The organism is Anaerostipes amylophilus (assembly GCF_025567365.1).
Classification (GTDB): Bacteria; Bacillota; Clostridia; order Lachnospirales; family Lachnospiraceae; genus Anaerostipes; species Anaerostipes amylophilus.
This window is the reverse complement of record NZ_JAOQJG010000006.1, coordinates 160,125-180,843: the sequence shown is the minus strand read 5'-3', so window position 1 is coordinate 180,843 and position 20,719 is coordinate 160,125. Positions and strand designations below refer to the sequence as shown.

Here is a 20,719-nt window from a genome sequence, read left to right as displayed (position 1 = left end):
TATGAAATATAAAGATGGGAAAAAGAGATGTTGTTGGACAAATCCGAAGAGTCAAGCATATATTGAATATCATGATAAAGAGTGGGGAATGCCTGTCCATGATGACCATAAGTTATTTGAAATGTTGATCTTAGAATCCTTTCAGGCAGGATTATCATGGGAATGTGTACTAAATAAACGAGAAGCATTTAGAGAAGCATTTGATGGTTTTGATGTACATAAAGTTAGTACATATGATGAAAAGAAACAAGCAGAATTAAAACAAAATGAAAGAATCATAAGAAATCAGAGAAAGATAGCAGCAGCAGTTACAAACGCACAGATTTTCCTTAAGATCCAAAAGGAATATAAAAGTTTTTCAGAATATTTATGGCAATTTACAGATCACAAAGTCATCTATGAAACAGGAAAAACCTCTTCAGAATTGTCCGATAAGATATCAAAAGATTTAAAAACACGAGGAATGAAATTTGTTGGAACAACGATCATCTATTCTTATCTTCAAGCAGTTGGAGTAATCTATTCCCATGAAAAAGACTGCTTTTTATGGAAGGAAAAATCATAATACAGTATTTTATAGCAAGTACGTGAAAGCGTACTTGAATTTTTATTAAAAAAGGAGTAAGGTAAAAATTACCAGAGAAAATTTGAGTATTAGAATATAGAAAGTATCATAAGCAGAATGCAGAGACATAAGGAGGAACAATTATGAGACGCAGGGTTATGACAGCATTTATGTGTGCAATTATGACGATGTCTGTAATACCAGTTAACGCAGATGATACACAAGTAGCAAAAGCGCAACAGGAAATGGAATCTACAGTGAAGACAGAAACAACAACAGAAATGTCAACACAATCCACAACGAAAACAGAAAAAAAGAAGACATCTAGAAAAAAGAAAACAAAAATAACAAAGAAGAAAATTTCCAAAGATAAGAATGGTAAGAAATCAGACAATGAAGAAAAAGTAGTTCCAATGCCGACTCAGGTAATTAGCAAAAGCAGTACACAGGCGATGGAACGTCGAATCTCTTCCAAGCAGGCAAAAATTGCAAAATTAAGAAAAGAAAAAGCTAAGATTTTCAAACAGATGAAGCTTGAAGCCAAAAAAGAAGAAACGCTCAAAACATTTTATGAGAAATACACAGCAAATTCAAAAGCGGAAATTGCATTATTTGGTCAGGAGATAACTCCTGCAATGAAAATATCCAAAAAAGATGAAGCTATGAGAGATGATCTTTATGAACTTGCAGATTTGTTTGGAGATAAACAATTAAATACAATTGCAGGAAAGTATGTATTTGGAATTAATCATCCAGATTTTGAAACTTTACTCGATAAGAACGATAATTTTAATCTGAATCAGTATTTAAAAAATGAAAAGATTCTTCCAGTAAAGCCAATGCAGCAAAAGATTGCTACTATCAATAAAAAGATCAAGCAGTTAAAGAAAGATATTTCAAAGGAAAATCAGACAAGATATTTTAATCCGAATAATGTAAGTTTATTAAGTCATATTACAGTAGATGATGCTAAACAGATGTTAAAAGGAACGGCTCTTTATGCAGATGCGAAAGCCTATGTAAAAGCAGAAGAAAAATATCATGTTAATGCTGTCTTTTTAATGGGAATTGCAGCACATGAAAGTGCATGGGGAACAAGCAGACGTGCAAGAGAGGATAATAATCTTACTGGATATGGCGTAACTTCTGACAGCGCAAAGGGAATTAACAAAGCTACAAAAGAAGAAGGATTACTAACGACAGCTAAGACTTTACATGAGAAATATCTTACAGCGGGAGGTAGTTATTATGCAGGAACTTCTGCTGAGGATGTGAATAAACATTATTGCGTTGGCGGAGAATGGGCAGCAGCAGTAGTAAATGATGCTTATCAATTAATGAATCAATTGTAATATTTTCAAAATAAAGTTTTAAAAAATTTTATTTTTTCATTGATTTTATAATAACACAATGCTATAATTTACAAGAAATGAAAAGATAATAACAAAACGTTGATGAGAAGAGTACTTTGTGAAAGGCTTACAGAGAGGGATACATAAGCTGTGAGTATCCTAAGCAGAGAAACAAAGGAAGACCACCTCGGAGTAGCTGTAAACCAGCTCGGTTGACACCGTTAACTGTCGATTAAGTGATCTGTTTCTGAAATTTATTATCACATGGTATGAAACAGATAACCAGGGTGGAACCGCGATAACTCGTCCCATGGATTTTATTAGTCCATGGGATTTTTTATTTCCATGATCAATTTTCTATGAATAGCTTCATAATAGATTGACAATGGAATAAATAAAACGTTATATATCAAGAAAGGATGAACAAGAAGATGAAGATTACATTAAAAGATGGATCTGTAAAAGAGTATGAAAACAATATGTCTGTCATTGATATCGCAAAAGATATTAGTGAAGGACTGGCAAGAGTTGCCTGTGCAGGAGAGGTTGATGGAGAAGTTGTTGATCTTAGAACTGTCATTGACAAAGATTGCGAATTAAATATCTTAACATTTGATTCTGATGAAGGAAAACATGCATTCCGTCATACAGCATCTCATATTTTAGCTCAGGCAGTCAAACGTCTGTACCCAGAAACAAAACTTGCGATCGGACCTTCTATCGACAATGGTTTCTACTATGATATGGAGAAAGATACTCCATTTACACAGGATGATCTTGAAAAAATTGAAAAAGAAATGAAGAAGATCGTCAAAGAGAATCTTGAGATTACATGTTTTACAAAACCTAGAGATGAAGCAATCGCATTTATGAAAGAAAGAAACGAACCTTATAAAGTAGAACTGATTGAAGATCTTCCAGAAGATTCTGTGATCAGCTTTTATCAGCAGGGAGAATTCGTCGATCTTTGTGCAGGACCTCACTTAATGACTACAAAACCAGTGAAAGCATTCAAACTTACAAGTATTGCAGGTGCTTACTGGCGTGGAGATGAGCATAACCAGATGCTTACAAGAATCTATGGTACTGCATTCACAAAGAAAGCAGAATTAGATGCATATCTTACAATGATGGAAGAAGCAAAGAAACGTGATCATCGTAAACTTGGAAAAGAACTTGGTCTGTTTATGATGAGAGAAGAAGGACCTGGATTCCCATTCTTCCTTCCAAAAGGTATGGTGCTTAAAAATACATTATTAGATTATTGGCGTGAAATCCATCAGAAGGCTGGATATGTTGAAATCTCAACACCTATTATGTTAAGTCGTCATTTATGGGAAACATCAGGACACTGGGATCATTACAAAGAAAATATGTATACAACAGTGATCGATGATCAGGATTTCGCGATCAAACCTATGAACTGTCCAGGTGGAGTTCTTGTATATGAATCAGAACCACGTTCTTACAGAGATCTTCCATTAAGAATGGGTGAGTTAGGTTTAGTACATCGTCATGAAAAATCTGGTCAGTTACATGGATTAATGCGTGTTCGCTGCTTTACACAGGATGATGCACATATCTTTATGACACCAGATCAGATCAAAGATGAGATCAAAGGTGTTGCAGCACTGATCGATCAGGTTTACAGCTTATTTGGATTTAAATATCATGTAGAGCTTTCTACACGCCCAGATGATAGTATGGGAAGTGACGAAGATTGGGAACTTGCAACAGAATCACTTCGTGCAGCCTTAGATGATCTTGGACTTGATTATGTAGTTAATGAAGGTGATGGAGCTTTCTACGGACCTAAGATTGACTTCCATTTAGAGGATTCTATCGGAAGAACATGGCAGTGTGGAACCATTCAGCTTGACTTCCAGCTTCCATTACGATTCGATCTTCATTACACAGGAGCTGATGGAGAGAAACATCGTCCAATCATGATCCATCGTGTTGCATTCGGATCTATCGAACGTTTCATTGGTATCTTGATCGAACATTTTGCAGGTGCTTTCCCTACATGGTTAGCTCCAGTGCAGGTTGAAGTGATTCCTATCTCTGACAAGCATTTAGATTATGCCACAAAAGTACTTGATACATTAAAGGCAGCAGGAATCCGTGCAGACATCGATACAAGAGCTGAGAAGATGGGATATAAGATCCGTGAAGCACAGCTTCAGAAGATTCCATATATGTTAGTTGTTGGTGGAAAAGAAGAAGAAAACGAGGCTGTATCTGTAAGAAGCCGATTCAAAGGTGACGAAGGACAGATGAAGTTAGATGATTTCTTAGCTGGAATTAAAGAAGAAATCGCAAATAGAGAAAACCGTAAGGTTGAGAAAGAAGACTAGATATCAAATGAAAAGGAGGTACCACATTTGTGGAATACCTCCTTTTTTCTTTATATTTGTTCTAATAGTTCCTCAGGTTTCATAGCTGGTACTTTACTTTCGATAAAATCCTTGATATTACGAGTTACAATAAAGTCTACTTTCATTATTTGTATCAATCAATATTTTCATATTTTTCTGCACGGTTTGTAAGCTGTCAAGTAGGATTTGTGATATAATTGCAACTTTTTCTCAAAGAAACCTCTTGTAATATACCTAGGCAGGGTATATAATACCAATCGTAAAGGAGGAAACTATATGGAAGAAAAAAAAGAATGTTATTGTCATCACAAGACAAAGGAACGTTCAGATAAAGAATATAAAGACCTTATTAATCGTCTAAGCCGTATTGAAGGACAAGTTCGAGGAATAAAAAAGATGGTAGAGAACGATACTTATTGCACGGACATCTTAGTTCAGGTATCTGCAGTCAATGCAGCTTTAAACAGTTTCAATAAAGTCCTTCTTGCCAATCATATCAGAACCTGCGTAGCTGAAGATATCAGAGAAGGCAAAGACGAAACGATCGATGAGTTAGTAAAAGTTTTACAAAAACTAATGAAATAATAATTTAATAAAATGAAAGGAAGGGAAACCATGGAGCAATATCAAGTGACTGGCATGAGCTGTGCTGCTTGCAGTGCACGCGTGGAGAAAGCGGTTTCCAGTGTCGAGGGAGTAACATACTGCTCTGTAAGCCTGTTGACAAACTCAATGGGTGTCGAAGGAACCGCAGATCCATCTGCAATCATCAAAGCAGTTGAAGATGCCGGATATGGAGCAAAGAAGAAGGGAACACAGACACAAAGCAGTTTTTCAGATGAAGATTTATTAAAAGACAGAGAAACCCCTGTCTTAAGAAAACGTCTGATCGCATCTCTGTGCTTTTTAATCCCGTTAATGTATCTGTCAATGGGACACATGATGTGGAACTGGCCTATTCCTAAGATTCTAGAAGGAAATCATGTAGCAATGGGACTGATCCAACTGTTATTTACAACGATCATCATGGTAATCAACCAGAAGTTTTTTATCAGCGGATTTAAGAGTTTATTCCATAAAGCACCGAACATGGATACTCTGGTAGCGTTAGGTTCAGCCGCTTCTTATGGATACAGTGTGTATATTCTATTTGCCATAACGGACGCACAGATGCATCAAAACATGGATGCAGTCATGAAATATATGCATGAATTCTATTTTGAATCTGCTGCTATGATCTTAACACTGATCACAGTTGGAAAGATGTTAGAAGCAAGATCAAAAGGTAAAACAACAGATGCCTTAAAGAGCCTTATGAAACTGGCACCAAAGACAGCTGTTGTAATCCGAAATGGACAGGAAATGGAAGTCGCGATCGAACAGGTAAATCAAGGAGATATTTTTGTTGTAAAACCAGGAGAGAATATACCAGTAGATGGTATTATCATTGAAGGAAATAGTGCGTTAAATGAATCTGCCTTAACAGGAGAAAGTATCCCAGTGGATAAAAAAGAAGGTGATGTTGTATCCGCCGCAACATTAAATACATCTGGTTATTTAAAATGTGAGGCAACAAGAGTCGGTGAAGATACAACACTTTCACAGATCATTCAGATGGTCAGTGATGCAGCTGCGACTAAAGCACCGATCGCAAAAGTTGCAGATAAAGTATCAGGAGTTTTTGTTCCAACTGTTATCTGTATCGCACTTGCTACGATCGCTATCTGGCTGCTTGTAGGACAGAGTTTTGGATTTGCACTTGCAAGAGGTATTTCTGTCTTAGTCATCAGCTGTCCTTGTGCTTTAGGACTTGCGACACCTGTAGCGATCATGGTCGGAAACGGAATGGGTGCCAAACATGGAATTATGTTTAAGACAGCCGTGTCCTTAGAAGAAACAGGAAAGACACAGATTGTTGCCCTAGATAAGACAGGAACGATCACAAGTGGTAAACCACAAGTTACAGATATGGTACCTGTAGATGGTATCAGTGAAGAGGAATTACTCTCTATGGCCTATGCTTTAGAGAAAAAAAGTGAGCATCCTCTTGCACATGCGATCTTACAGAAAGCAGAAGAAACACAGATTAATGACAATTTTGAGATTAAAGACTTCCAGGCAGTTGCTGGAAATGGACTTTCAGGAAAGATTGAGAACGAAATGATCTATGGTGGTAACCAAAGATTTATTGAAAAATATGCAATGATCTCAGCATCTATGATCAAGAAATCAGAAGAACTGGCGAATCAGGGAAAAACACCATTATTCTTTGCATGTGATAATCAGCTGATCGGTATTATTGCCGTTGCAGACGTGATCAAAGAAGACAGCCCACAGGCAGTGAAAGAACTTCAAAATATGGGAATCCGTGTTGTTATGCTGACTGGAGATAATGAACGTACTGCCAAATCTATTGGTGAACAAGCAGGCGTTGATCAGGTAATTGCAGGAGTCTTGCCAGAAGGGAAAGAAAGTGTTATCCGTGACTTAAAAGAAAAAGGAAAAGTTGCAATGGTCGGTGATGGAATCAATGATGCACCGGCACTTACAAGAGCGGATATGGGGATTGCAATTGGAGCAGGTACCGATATCGCAATCGATGCAGCGGATGTTGTCTTAATGAAGAGCCGTCTGAGCGATGTACCAGCAGCAATCCGTTTAAGTCGTGCAACACTTAAGAATATTCACGAAAACTTATTCTGGGCATTTATCTATAACATTATCGGAATTCCATTAGCCGCAGGTGCATGGTATATGTTACTTGAATGGAAACTAAATCCGATGTTTGGTGCAGCGGCAATGAGTTTATCAAGTTTCTGTGTTGTTACCAATGCATTAAGATTAAACTTCTTTAAAATGCATGATGCCAGCAAGGATAAGAAAATTAAAAATAGTGTAGTACTTGAAAATATTCAAGTTCAAAATACAACAAAACAGGAGGAAATAACAATGAAGAAAACAATGAAAATCGAAGGAATGATGTGTGGACACTGCGAAGCTACTGTAAAGAAAGCTTTAGAGTCAATTGATGGTGTTACAGAAGCAGTGGTAAGCCATGAAAGTGGAACAGCTGTTGTTTCTATGACAACTGAAATTTCAGACGAAGTTTTAACACAGACCATTGAAGACAAAGATTACAAAGTAACAGGAATTGAATAAAAAGCAAAGATTGTTATAAATTATTCTAAGATATTTTATAATATATCTCATAAAAATCAATATTGTTATAAAAAATAGTGTAGTATTTGCATGGATCATGTGGATTTTACGCTATTTTTTATTTAAAATTAAAGAATAATTGAGAAAAATTATCAAAAGTGTGATACAATATGTCTGGTTAGAAATATCTAATCAATTATAACAATTAAAGATAAAGGATATGAAACTATGACACTAAAAGAATTAAAAGTCGGTAAAAGTGCAGTGATCAAAAGTGTTGGTAGCCATGGTGCACTAAGACAGCATTTTCTTGACATGGGAATGATCCCAGGTGTTGAAATCACAGTTATAAAACTTGCACCAATGGGGGATCCCATGGAAGTGCAGATTCATGGATATGAACTGACACTTCGTTTAGAAGAAGCCGACCAGATTGAAATTGATCCAATTGTGAAAAGAAGCAGAAGTCATAAAGGTGCAGAATATATGAAAACCTCTGAACATCCTGGTCTGGGCGAAGAGGGAAAATATCATTCTAAAGAAGATGAACATCCACTTCCAGATGGAACACCATTAACTTATGCTTTAGTTGGAAATCAAAACTGTGGCAAAACAACGTTATTTAATCAGTTAACTGGGGCTAATCAACATGTTGGGAACTTTCCAGGTGTTACAGTCGATCGAAAAGATGGATCGATCAAAGGACATCCAGAAACGAATGTAACAGATCTTCCGGGAATTTATTCCATGTCGCCTTACAGCAATGAAGAGATTGTTTCCAGAAATTTTGTATTAGAAAATAAACCAAAGGCAATCATTAATATTTTGGATGCAACAAATATTGAGCGTAATTTATATCTTACTATGCAATTACTGGAAATGGATATACCAATGGTTGTGGCTTTAAATATGATGGATGAAGTGCTTGGAAACCAAGGATCAATTAATGTAAACGAAATGGAATCCTTGCTTGGTGTTCCAGTTATTCCGATTTCAGCAGCAAAGAACGAAGGAGTCGATGAAGTTGTAAAACATGCACTTCATATTGCAAAATATCAGGAAAAACCATTAAGACAAGATTTTTGTGATAAAGAAGATCATGATGGTGCTGTACATCGCTGTATTCATGCCGTAATTCATTTGATTGAAGATCATGCAGAAAAAGCACAGATACCGGTTCGTTTTGCAGCGACAAAAGCGATTGAAGGGGATCATCTGATCTTAGAACAATTAAAACTTGATCAAAATGAAATGGAAATGTTGGATCATATCGTCAAACAAATGGAAACAGAACGTGACTTGGATCGAAGTGCAGCAATTGCAGATATGCGATTTGATTTTATTGAACGTTTATGTGAGCAGACGGTTGTGAAACCAAAAGAAAGTAAAGAACGAATCCGAAGTGAAAAGATTGATCGTATTTTAACAGGAAAATATACAGCGATTCCTTGTTTTATAGGAATCATGGTTTTGGTATTTTATTTGACATTTAATGTGATCGGTGCCTGGCTTCAAGGAATCCTGGAATTAGGAATTGATAAGCTTTCAGGACTTACGGATCAGGCATTAACTGCAGCTCATGTCAACCATGCGATTCATAGTCTGATCATTGATGGAATTTTCACTGGAGTAGGAAGTGTACTAAGCTTTTTGCCAATCATTGTAACATTATTTTTCTTCTTATCATTGATGGAAGATAGCGGATACATAGCAAGAGTTGCATTTGTTATGGATAAAATGCTTCGAAAGATTGGATTATCTGGACGAAGTATTGTTCCAATGCTGATTGGTTTTGGATGTACCGTTCCAGCGGTTATGGCAACAAGAACTTTAACGAGCGAACGAGATCGTAAGATGACGATTCTTTTGACACCATTTATGAGTTGTACTGCAAAACTTCCGATATATTCTTTCTTTGTCAGTGCATTTTTCCCAAAACGTGGGGGATTTATTATGGCTGGATTATATTTATTAGGAATCGTAATCGGCATTTTGATTGCATTTTTATATAATGGGACTTTATTTAAAGGAGAACCAGTACCTTTTGTTATGGAATTACCAAATTACAGACTTCCAGGAGCGAAGAATGTAGTACAGTTATTATGGGAAAAAGCAAAAGATTTCTTACAGAAAGCGTTTTCCGTGATCTTAGTTGCAACAATTGTGGTATGGTTTTTACAAAGATTTGATCTACAGTTAAATATGGTAGAAGATTCTGCTCATAGTATTTTAGCAATAGTAGCTGGATTCATAGCTCCTTTATTATCACCATTAGGATTAGGAGACTGGAGAATTGTAACGTCCTTGCTCAGTGGATTTATGGCAAAGGAGAGCGTTGTTTCAACATTAGGGGTTTTATTTAATGGAAATATCACAGCAGCAATCACGCCGTTGGCAGCAAGTTCTTTATTAGTATTTAGTTTACTGTATTCTCCATGTGTTGCAGCAATTGCATCTGTTAAACGTGAATTAGGAACAAGATGGGCGGTTGGTCTTGCATTGTGGCAATGTATCATCGCATGGATTGCAGCATTGATCATAAGATTAATTGGAGTAGCAATTGGATTTATGTAAAATAAGTAATATTTTGAAACTGATTTAAAAGAATCCAAATAGATAAAAAATATCGAGAGAAGCCGGTAAAATGCCGGCTTCTTAATTCTTTATTCTAATCTATAATTTAAATTGGTATTTTGCGTATAGATTAATCTTTGGAAATATACCTATTCTTTCTATCTTTTAATCACTAATTTCTATAAAAAATTAAGGGAACATCTAAATTGATTTTTAAATGTTCCCTTAATTAAATTCAAATTGTAAAATTAAAAACTAATGTGCTTCTTTTTCTTTAATAAATTTGCACCAGTTACGATCAGCATGATTCCTGATGTAAGACCAACACAAATGGATAAGATTCCAAGAACAATGTTTCCAGCTCCAGTACGTTTCATAGTTAAATAGATTTTTTCCATGTCCATGGCAATTTGACCTCCGTTTGATTGTTTCATTGATTGTTTCATTATGTTAATATTTATAATATCTGATATTTTTTACTATATCATTATTTTTGATATTTCGTCAAATATTGGCTTCTTAAATACCAACACTTGTTATGATTTTATAATAATAATTCTCTTACCATTTTACCATCAAATGTTACGCTGGATACGTGATGAACTTCAATCTGATATAATGCATTCGCTGCAATATGTTCTGCCGCCTGCTCAAGATCTCTGATTCCTGTTGTTTCTGAATACAGTTCAATTACAGTATCCAAGGCTTCATCTGTCATGATACATTCATCTTCTTTAAGTCCCATACGTTTTAAAATCTTTGGGAGTGCAAATCTCGAGAAAATAGCCTTCTTCTCTTCTGGTGTATAATCAGGAATATCAATGACTGCAAAACGTGACATCAAAGGTGCACTGATCTGATCTTTTTCATTTGCGGTAGCAATTGGATAAACACCAACAGTTGGGATCATACATTCCATATAATTGTCTGTAAATCCAAGATTGTCAAGTAAGGTTAATAATACATCGGCTGGGTTTCCATTTCCTTTTCCTGAATTTGCTTTATCAAGCTCATTGATAATGAATACAAGATTTGATTCTCCCGCCATGGAAAATGCATCCATAATGATTCCAGGTTTCGCATTTGCATATATTCTGGAGCTTCCAGTGAGCTGTTCTGGATCATTGATAGAACTCATATCAAGGGTTGTCCATGGAAGCTTTAAAATTCTGGCTACAGCGTATGCAATCTGTGATTTTCCTGTTCCAGCAGGACCGACTAATAATAATCCATATGCTGGTAATGTATGGGTACGATTGATCTGAATGATCGTTTCAATGATTCTTTGTTTCACACGCTCCATACCATAAAGTTCTTCATCCAGAATCTTTCTGGCTTCATCTGGATCAATTGCTTTAAAATAATCACTCTTCCACTGAATATTCATCATGATTGATAATGCACGCTGAGCATGTCTTCTTTCTTCTTGTGATACTTCATGGGAACGTGCAACAGCAAGGTTTCTTCTGGCCCATAATCGGATGTTATCTGGCAAAGTACGGCCTGCACATGTCATAAAATCGGTAATACTTTGAATACTTGTAAGTTTCATATCATCACCCATTTCATCTTGATTTTCATCAGATGGTTTATCCTCAGGTGCATCACTTTGGAATAAACGTTCGATCATAAACTGAAGGAACCCATCTTCCGCTGATAACTTTGTACCACCTCCAAAAGCTATTTCACGAATCTTATATACACAATAGCCTTCGGATGTGTTTTCTCCTGATAGACGAACATGAATATGATTTTCTCCAAGCCATTTGATCAAACTTACGAATCGTGCATCAATTCGTAAGATATCAGAAATGATCGTCCCATCTTCTTCTTCAAATTCAAAGGCAGTTTGTTTGTCCTGATTTGAAAAAAAACCACAGGAATGATGCGCCCAGTCTTTTCGTTTGTTTGAAAGAATTAAGATTGGACATTTAATTGTTGCATGATCTTCGTTAGAAGAAAAAGTTGTATAAGTACAAACGGCTTCTTCTTGTTTCCCGGTTGTATCGTTACTAAAATCAAATACTGGCATAATAAGTTACTCCTATTTTTTATTATCTCTTTGGTATTATATAAATATATCTTAATGCAATTTTACCAAAAATTGATTGTTTTAACCATAATAAATATGAAATTTTATGGTTAAAGCATATTAAAGTATGCTGTTCATAAGTTTTACTTCAATCTCGTACTTTATTTATACGGTTATTTCTTTTTTAATATTTTTAAAATAATAAAGTGCAGAGATACATATGATGACGGACAGTAATGATCCACATGGTGCGGCAAAACCCATTGGATAAAGTGTGTTAGCAAAATATTTTGAAGCCAAAAATGCACCTGGAATTCGGATCAGCACAATGGACAATACATTATGTAAAAATGAAATTCCTGATTTACCATAAGCACAGAAATAACCACTGAAACTAAAATGAATTCCTGCAATCATACAATCCCATATGTAACTTCTGATATATTGACTTCCCATCTTGATAACAAACACATCATTTGTAAAAATTCCGACAACTGGATTAGAGATAAACTGCATACAAACAGCGACAACTAGTCCAAAACTTACAGCAATCATTGTTGCATACTGTAATGTTTTATAAGCACGATCATCCTTTCCAGCTCCGATATTTTGTGCAGAAATTGCAGATACACAAGACAGCATAGAGGATGGAACGAGAAATACAAAACTAATGATCTTCTCAACAATTCCAACAGCGGCAGCATCATTTAAACCTCTTTGGTTTGCAATGATCGTTATGATAATAAAGGATATTTGGATAAATCCATCCTGAAGTGAAATAGGAATTCCAATCTGTAAAATATTCTTTAAAGTTCGAGCCTGTGGTTTCAAATCCTCTTTGTGAACAGAAATACCTGTGTTCTTTTTTAATATTGCTAATAAAGCGATAACAACGCTGATCGTTTGTGCAAGAGTTGTTCCAAGTGCTGCTCCAGAAGCACCAAGGTGGAATATGCCAATAAAGATATAGTCTAATATAATATTAAAAAAACATGCAACCGCAATAAAATACATCGGACTTTTGGAATCTCCAAGGCCTCTGAAAATAGAACTTATGATATTATATGCTGTAATTAAAGGGATTCCTGCAAAACAGATCATAAGATAAGCTCTCGTTCCTGCAACAGCTTGTGTTGGTGTAGACATAATATCTACGATTGGATTTACAAAAAACAATAAAATACATGTTAAAACGATGGAAATACCTAAAAATAAAGTAATCGTATTTCCGATGATCTTTGATGTTTCTTTTTTTAATTTTGCTCCGACTGATTTACCAATCATAACGGTTGTACCCATTGCAATTCCAACAATCATAACGGTGATCATATGCATTACCTGACTACCAATAGAGACAGCTGTTGTCCCAGAAACAGAATCAAACTGTCCAATAATAAATAAATCTGCCATTCCATATAGTGTCTGTAAAAAATACGATAAAAAATATGGAAGTGAAAATCTTAAAATATTTCTTCCAATACTTCCATGTGTTAAGTCTCGTTCCATAAAAAATCTCCTGTTTATTTTTATTTACTCATTTTATATTTATAGTATCATAAACTAACAAAAATAAAAAGCATTCAGTTCCTGCTTATAATACAGGGCGTGAATGCTTTTGGGATAAAATCCAGATATTATTCAGTTTCTTCTTCTGGAAGCAGATTTTTCATGCTTCTAAGCCCAATACAAAGGGTCGATGTATTATGTAACAATGCAGATGTTGTTGGCTGTAAGATTCCTAAAACACCAGCACCAATAAGTCCTGCGTTAAATCCAACAATAAAGCGGTAATTATTGTGAATACGATGCATCAAACTATTACTGATATGTTTTAATGCTACTAAACCATGTAAATGATCAGCTTCAATCGTTACATCAGCAATCTCTCGTGCAATTTCAGCTCCATCACTGATCGCAACTCCAACATTTGCTGCAGATAGTGCCGGAGAATCATTGATTCCATCACCGATCATGATAACTTTTCTTCCCGCAGCTTTTTCAGCTTCAACAAATGCAGCTTTTTCTTCCGGAAGTACTTCGGCATGATATTCATCTACACCAACTTTTTCTGCGATAACTCTTGCTGTTCGTTCACTATCTCCTGTCATCATGACAACCTTGGAAATACCAGCTTCTTTTAAAGCCTTAATGACATCTTTTGCTTCTTCACGCAGTGGGTCTTCAATGCAGATCACACCTGCAAGCTTATGTTCAATCGCCATATACAGATGAGAACAATCTTCTGGAAGACTGTTAAATAATTCTTGTTTTCCCTCTGGAATCGTACATTGTTCATCCTCAAATACAAAATGATAACTTCCGATTACGACTTTCTTATCTTCGATCATAGAAGAAATTCCATGAGCTACAATATATTCAACTTTTGAATGCAACTCTTCATGCACAAGATTACGATCTTTGGCTGCCTGAACAACAGCTTTGGCCATAGAATGAGGAAAATGTTCTTCTAAGCATGCAGCAATTCTTAATAATTCCTGACATTTCATACCATTAAATGAAACAATATCTAAAACTGTTGGCTCTGCTTTTGTTAAAGTACCTGTTTTATCAAATACGATTGTCTGAGCTTCTGCCGTTGCCTCTAAGTATTTTCCACCTTTGACAACAATATTATGATCATTTGCCTCTTTGATTGCTGATAAAACGGAAATTGGCATTGCCAGTTTTAAGGCACATGAAAAGTCAACCATCAATACAGATAATGCTTTTGTTACATTTCTTGTAAGCAAATATGTGAGGGCAGTTCCAACTAATGTATAAGGAACCAGACGATCTGCAAGATGTTCTGCCTTACTTTCTAAAGATGATTTTAATTTCTCAGATTCTTCGATCATTGTAACGATCTTATCAAATTTACCTGATCCGTTAGCTTCTTTAACACAGACTTTTAAGTCTCCTTCTTCAAGAACTGTTCCTGCATAAACATATCCATCTATTGTTTTACGGACAGGAATAGATTCTCCAGTTAAAGATGCCTGATTGACCATAGCTTCTCCTTCAATGATAACACCATCAAAAGGAATCATATTTCCCATCTGAACATGAACAATATCATTTGTCTGAATTTCATTAGAAGATACTAAAACTTCATGATTGCCATCGACTTTCCATACTTTCCCAACATTTAATGACATACTCTTGGCAAGATCATCGACAGATTTCTTATGTGTCCACTCTTCAAGAATTTCACCGATTCCAAGTAAGAACATGATAGAGGATGCGGTATTGATATCCCTTCTTAGCATAGATACACCAATCGCAGTACCATCAAGCACTGGAACTTCAATTTTTCCTTGTGCAAGTGTATGTATTCCTTCATATATGTATTTTACAGATTTGACAGCTGTGATACCGGCTCTTAATGGATATGGGAAAAACAATTTACTTCCATAATGGAAGAGTACCTTACTTGTAATCTTATCCCAATAAGACTGGTTTAGCTGTCTGCTCTGACTTTCTTGATAATTATCTGGAACAGTAATGATTCCATGGTAAAATTTTTTTAAAGTGTTAAGAATCTTTTCACGATCTGTATTATAACAGATCACAATATCGTTCGTGCGGTCATAGATTTTGACAGATGTGACAAAATCTTTTGTTGTCAGATAATATTGAAGTTCATCTGCCTGATCAGTACTCATCGTTCGCTGACAGTTATGGATACGAATTCTGCCACGGATCTCATGTTTGATCGTAAATTTCATATAAACTCCTTCTTCTTTGAAAACACCTGCAGAAAATAAACTGCAGGTGTTTGTATTAAATATTTTTTCTTATTCTTCTACTTCTTTAAAAGCATCTTCGGAAACTTCTTCTGTTGCTTCTTCATCATCATCAGCTTCAGCGTAAGCTTCCATTTCTTCTTCTGCAGCAGCTCTGTCTTCATTAATCTGCTTTGCTTCTTCATAAATATCTTCTGCATTTTCCTGAACTGTTGTTACTGTATCCATAACACATTCTTTTGCACGAAGAACGGCAGCTGTTGCATTTGTATATAATTTTTTAGCATCTTTACTTGATAATGCTTTAATACCTGCTGTACCAAATAAAACTCCTGCTGCAAAAAATCCTGTCTTTTTGCTCTTTACTACTGATAAAACTTTTGTTAAATCCATGTCTGTATCCTCCTGTAATATTTATATGATTTATCATTAACTTCTTGTATCCGAAAGGAATAATTTTAAATGTTATTCCTTTGGTAACTTTGTACATTATAAACCATCAAATATCAATTACTCAAGGCTAATTGCAGTGAAAAGAATGAGAAAAATTATCAATAAGTAATTTGTTTGTTTTATTCACCTTCTGTTGTATTGGAACTATTAAAGATATTTCCAGAATCTCCTTTGGAACGATTATAATCGTATTTTGATGGATATCCGCAAGTTTCTGCAGCATCTGCACCACCATAATTCTGCGCGAAATCTTGGCGTTTTCCTTTATTAAACATAAAGTATTTTAATGCTTCCTGATTAGCTTTAAAGTTTACAAAAAATACAAAACCACAAGGAGGGTAATGTCCGACAACGGCTGTCTTATAAGTATTCTCAATTGGCACACGAAGCTGATCAATCTCTGTAGTTCCCATAGTGGCTACGGAAAAAATAAGTTTCTTAATATAAGTAGAATCCATATCTGTAGATACATCGCCTAATGCATCAATAGCAATAGTTACAAGATCCGCAGGATTATGCTTTAACATTTTCTGGAAAGTTGCCTGCATAACAGCACGTTGTCTTCCAGTTCTCCCGAATTCTTCATCTCCATATTTTTTAGAATATACATGACGGACTCTTGCATAGCCCAATGCCTGACATCCATTTAATGTCTGCTTACCAGGTTTTACATTACGATATTTCTTCTTGGAAATATAGTTGGTTGTATTAAGATATTCTGCTTCTCTTTTTTCAAGAGTCATTTCAATACCGCCAATGCGATTGATAACTTTCTCAAAAGCAGAAAGATCCACAATACAGAATTTATCAATTTTAATATTAAAGTTTTGGGCAAGTGTCTGATATAGAAGTTCTTCTCCACCAAATGCATAAGCTGCGTTTAATTTGTTTCTTCCGTGTCCCGGAATCTCAACATACATATCACGGAGAAAAGATGTTAATTTTAATTCTTTTGTCTTAAAATTGATCGTTGCAACCATCATGCTGTCAGATCTTCCATGATCACCATCTTCAGATCCCTGAGCTCCATTATCAGAGCCGACCAACAAAATATTAACAACGTCTTTATCAAATGTCAGATCTTTTTTGTTTTTAATCTTAACCTTATCCATGGATTGCTTTTTTGGAGTAACTGCAGCTTCTAATCTGGCATCGTAAAATCCAAGCATACCGCCTACTACAATCGCAAAAATCAAAAAAACGCTTGTAAGCGCTGTAAATTTTTTAGAAAACATTATAAAATACCCTCCTTATTTTCTCTCTCCGTATTTTATCATATATTTTTACAATATCAAATAATTAAAATTTATTTTTTTACTCCTTAAGAAAATCTTTTGATTATCCATATCAATTTGTTATGAATATGATGTAAAAAATGTATTTTACGCACAATTATGTTCATGTTATGATAAAAATATCCTAAATAAAGGTAACTAGTTTACACTTTTATATTGTTCTAAAAAATCTCCAAAGATGAAATTTATTCTATCTTTGGAGATTTTTTATTTTATAGGATGGTTGTTTCACTTAAAAATTTCAAAAATTCTTTAGCGGCAATGCTTTGAGGATATTCTGTATCATAAATCAAAGTAATATTTCGTTCTGGAAATGTTTCTTGCACATGAATCTCAAAGATTTCTTCCGAATCAAGATCATCAATAGCAAATTCCGGTGGGATAAATCCGATTCCAAGATTATGCCGAACTGCTGGCAAGATCATATCTGTTGTTGCAAGTTCAATATCTGGTTCAAATTTTAATCCATTTTTCTCGAAATACTGATTTAGGAATTTCCTTGTGATTGCTTCGGATGTAAGGCTGATCCATGGATATTTTGAGAGTTGATTAATAGATAATTGTTTTCCTTTTAATTCGCTGTAACGTTTTCCACTAATTAAAATATCATGATATTCTCTTAATATTTGCTTTTTTAGAGGTTTTTCTATATGAAATGGTGCAGAGACAACTGCAAAATCAACATTTCCCTCTTTGACAATATGAATAGATTTCTTTGTGCTATTATTTAAAATCTTAAAATGGACATTAGGATATCTTGCATTAAAAGATTCCATTGCCTGAAATAAATAGCAATGTAAGGCTGTTTCTGTAGCACTGATATAAATTGTTCCATTATCAAGGCTTAACATATCGCTTAAATTACTTTCTGCCTTAAAAAACTGAGAACAACCTGCAGCAATATATTCATAAAATACTTCACCTTCTGGAGTAAGTTTCATTCCTGTTTTACTTCTCTCAAATAGACGGCAGCCAAGATTCTTCTCAAGATTGTGAATCGTTCTTGTTACCGATGGTTGGCTTGTGTGCATTGCAGAAGCTGCTTTTGTAAGATTTTCGTATTTCGCTACATAATAAAAGATTCGATAATGTTCAAAATTTGAGTTCATATTTTTGTTTAATTCCTTCTATATATCGTATATAAAATATTTTATCTTTTAGAAAGCTGCCAAAAAGCTACTGCACTGGCAGCTGCAACATTCAGAGAGTCTACACCGTGTGCCATCGGGATTTTGGCTGTATAATCACATAATGATATCGTGGCATCATTTAAACCATCACCTTCTGTTCCAAGTACAACAGCCAATTTATCTTCGGATATCAATTTTTGATTGTCAATACTTACAGAACGATCTGTTAAAGCCATCGCAACTGTTTTATATCCAAGTTCCTTTAATTGTCTGATACCATTTTCCGGCCATGAAACTGTGTGATCAACAAAAGTCCATGGAATTTGAAATACAGTACCCATACTTACCCGGACAGATCTGCGGTACAACGGATCAGAACATCCTTTCGTAAGCAGTATGGCATCCATATTTAATGCTGCTGCACTGCGAAAAATTGCCCCGACATTCGTTGGATTCATAACATTCTCCAAAATAACGATACGATTTGTATTTTTACATACATCAGTAAGAGAAGGCAGTTTCTTTCGATGCATAGCACAAAGCATTCCTCTTGCCATGACAAATCCTGTCAGTTTTTTCAATACATCATAGCTGGCGGTATAAGCAGGAATATCTGGGTACTGCTCTAAAATATGTTTCGCCTGAGTCTTAACATGACGTTCTTCTACAAGAAATGAGATTGGTTCATATCCTTCATCAAAGGCTGTCTGTATTACTCGTGGACTTTCAGCAATAAAAATACCTTCTTTGGGTTCATAAAAATGCAACAGTTGTCCTTCAGACCGACGAGCATAAATATCTAATTGTGGGTCATCAAAATCGGTAATCGGTATGATCGACATCTTATTTTACCTCCAGTTTTTCATTATAGATAGTCGCATGACAGCCAGGAATCTTTTTACTATGATACATGGCAGAATCAGCATTGCGATACAACTGATCAAAAGTTAATGCTTCGTCTTCTCTTGAAAAAGCACCACCAAGTCTTAAAACAATAATATCCATATCAACCTGCTGTAATTCATTAATCTGTTCATCTAGTTTATCATATTCTAATGCAGATCGCAGTGCTTTGTTAATAATTAATTCATATTTAATAATTTGTTCCATAGGCTGCGTACCAGTTTCTTTTTATAATTCATTTTTTTATTATATCTTATTTTTTTACTTAAATCTACCAAATACTTACGATTTATGATATAATAACCCCTCAATCACAAGTAAGATTAAAGGAGAAATCATTATGGATAACCAGAATGTACTGGCTGTTATTGCCGGAGAAGAAATCACACAGAAAGACGTTGATGCATTAATCGCTGCTCTGCCAAAAGAACAGCAAGCTTATGCTTCAAATGAACATTTCAGAAATCAGTGTTTAGAACAGATCATCACGGTTCATTTATTCGCTAAATTAGGTGAAGAAATGCAACTGGAAGAAACAGATGCTTTCCAAGATAATCTGGCACATGCAAAGAGAGAGATTCTTGCACAGATGGCTGTTGGAGAAGCAATGAAGGATATTGCTGTTACTGAGGAAGAGACAAAAGAATATTATAAAGCAAATGAAAATCAGTTTATGGCTGGAGAAACAGTTCATGCAAAACATATTCTTGTAGATGAAGAAGACAAATGTCAGGAAATTCTTGAGAAGATCGTTGCTGAGGAAATTACATTTGAAGATGCTGCAAAAGAATTCTCAACATGTCCATCCAAACAGCAGGGAGGAGATCTTGGTGCTTTCACAAGAGGACAGATGGTCAAAGAATTTGAAGATGCCGCTTTCGCTGCAGAGATTGGACATATTGTAGGACCTGTCAAGACTCAGTTTGGATACCACCTCATTAAGGTTGAAGATAAAAAAGATGCACAGGCTTCTGTTTACGAAGATGTTGCAGATACAATCAAGAATATTATTCTTCAGCAAAAACGCAACGACGTATATGGAAATAAAGTTGCCGAATTAAAAGAAAAATATGTAACAAAATAAATTTCTATATAATTAAAAAAGATGCATTCCGTAAACATTTTTAGGAATGCA

Annotated in this window: 16 protein-coding genes and 1 other annotated feature; of the genes, 7 read left to right on the top strand and 9 right to left on the bottom strand. The window is 35.2% G+C overall.

What is annotated here, in order from left to right; translation table 11 throughout:
• Window position 1 precedes the first annotated feature (1 nt).
• The 6 genes from OCV53_RS10190 (at window position 2) to feoB (ending at window position 10,028) form a co-directional block, all read left to right on the top strand.
• Window positions 2-565 carry a DNA-3-methyladenine glycosylase I gene (locus OCV53_RS10190; RefSeq protein WP_022374530.1) on the top strand — a complete coding sequence of 188 codons (564 nt, stop codon included), beginning with the start codon at window positions 2-4 and terminating at the stop codon, window positions 563-565.
• Window positions 566-708: 143 nt separating this feature from the next.
• Complete coding sequence (locus OCV53_RS10185; protein WP_022374531.1) at window positions 709-1,917, top strand: glucosaminidase domain-containing protein; 1,209 nt, start codon at window positions 709-711, stop codon at window positions 1,915-1,917.
• A 90-nt stretch (window positions 1,918-2,007) separates the two neighbouring features.
• Window positions 2,008-2,231, top strand: a binding site (T-box leader).
• 117 nt (window positions 2,232-2,348) lie between these two features.
• The gene (thrS, locus tag OCV53_RS10180; RefSeq protein ID WP_055198093.1) at window positions 2,349-4,274 is read left to right on the top strand and encodes a threonine--tRNA ligase; all 1,926 of its coding nucleotides are present in this window, start codon (window positions 2,349-2,351) and stop codon (window positions 4,272-4,274) included.
• A 297-nt stretch (window positions 4,275-4,571) separates the two neighbouring features.
• Window positions 4,572-4,880, top strand: coding sequence for a metal-sensing transcriptional repressor (locus OCV53_RS10175; RefSeq protein WP_022374533.1), 309 nt, complete (start codon window positions 4,572-4,574; stop codon window positions 4,878-4,880).
• Window positions 4,881-4,910: 30 nt separating this feature from the next.
• Window positions 4,911-7,454, top strand: a complete 2,544-nt coding sequence (locus tag OCV53_RS10170; protein ID WP_055198091.1) for a heavy metal translocating P-type ATPase — start codon at window positions 4,911-4,913, stop codon at window positions 7,452-7,454.
• Window positions 7,455-7,682: 228 nt separating this feature from the next.
• Window positions 7,683-10,028: a ferrous iron transport protein B gene (gene feoB, locus OCV53_RS10165; protein WP_055198090.1), complete on the top strand. Its 2,346-nt coding sequence runs from the start codon at window positions 7,683-7,685 to the stop codon at window positions 10,026-10,028.
• A 248-nt stretch (window positions 10,029-10,276) separates the two neighbouring features.
• Here feoB and OCV53_RS10160 read toward each other — a convergent pair whose 3' ends face one another.
• From OCV53_RS10160 to OCV53_RS10120, 9 genes are all read right to left on the bottom strand, one after another.
• Window positions 10,277-10,432, bottom strand: a complete 156-nt coding sequence (locus OCV53_RS10160; protein WP_022374536.1) for a hypothetical protein — start codon at window positions 10,430-10,432, stop codon at window positions 10,277-10,279.
• 140 nt (window positions 10,433-10,572) lie between these two features.
• On the bottom strand, window positions 10,573-12,060 hold the full coding sequence (locus OCV53_RS10155; protein WP_055198088.1) for an AAA family ATPase: 1,488 nt from the start codon (window positions 12,058-12,060) through the stop codon (window positions 10,573-10,575).
• 165 nt (window positions 12,061-12,225) lie between these two features.
• Entirely contained in the window at window positions 12,226-13,566 is a 1,341-nt protein-coding gene (locus tag OCV53_RS10150) for an MATE family efflux transporter (RefSeq protein ID WP_022374538.1), read from the bottom strand.
• A 128-nt stretch (window positions 13,567-13,694) separates the two neighbouring features.
• Entirely contained in the window at window positions 13,695-15,785 is a 2,091-nt protein-coding gene (locus OCV53_RS10145; protein WP_055198086.1) for a heavy metal translocating P-type ATPase, read from the bottom strand.
• Between the two features lie 69 nt (window positions 15,786-15,854).
• Window positions 15,855-16,196 carry a DUF6110 family protein gene (locus tag OCV53_RS10140; protein ID WP_055198084.1) on the bottom strand — a complete coding sequence of 114 codons (342 nt, stop codon included), beginning with the start codon at window positions 16,194-16,196 and terminating at the stop codon, window positions 15,855-15,857.
• Window positions 16,197-16,375: 179 nt separating this feature from the next.
• Window positions 16,376-17,491 carry an LCP family protein gene (locus tag OCV53_RS10135; RefSeq protein WP_055198082.1) on the bottom strand — a complete coding sequence of 372 codons (1,116 nt, stop codon included), beginning with the start codon at window positions 17,489-17,491 and terminating at the stop codon, window positions 16,376-16,378.
• A gap of 272 nt (window positions 17,492-17,763) precedes the next feature.
• Window positions 17,764-18,660: a LysR family transcriptional regulator gene (locus tag OCV53_RS10130; RefSeq protein WP_022374542.1), complete on the bottom strand. Its 897-nt coding sequence runs from the start codon at window positions 18,658-18,660 to the stop codon at window positions 17,764-17,766.
• A gap of 41 nt (window positions 18,661-18,701) precedes the next feature.
• Window positions 18,702-19,523 carry a TrmH family RNA methyltransferase gene (locus OCV53_RS10125; protein WP_022374543.1) on the bottom strand — a complete coding sequence of 274 codons (822 nt, stop codon included), beginning with the start codon at window positions 19,521-19,523 and terminating at the stop codon, window positions 18,702-18,704.
• A gap of 1 nt (window position 19,524) precedes the next feature.
• Window positions 19,525-19,791 (bottom strand): nucleotidyl cyclase domain-containing protein, encoded by a 267-nt coding sequence (locus tag OCV53_RS10120; RefSeq protein WP_055198081.1) that lies wholly within the window; start codon window positions 19,789-19,791, stop codon window positions 19,525-19,527.
• 133 nt (window positions 19,792-19,924) lie between these two features.
• On the opposite strand from OCV53_RS10120, the gene OCV53_RS10115 reads away from it, so the two are divergent.
• The gene (locus OCV53_RS10115) at window positions 19,925-20,668 is read left to right on the top strand and encodes a peptidylprolyl isomerase (RefSeq protein WP_055198078.1); all 744 of its coding nucleotides are present in this window, start codon (window positions 19,925-19,927) and stop codon (window positions 20,666-20,668) included.
• Window positions 20,669-20,719: the final 51 nt, after the last annotated feature.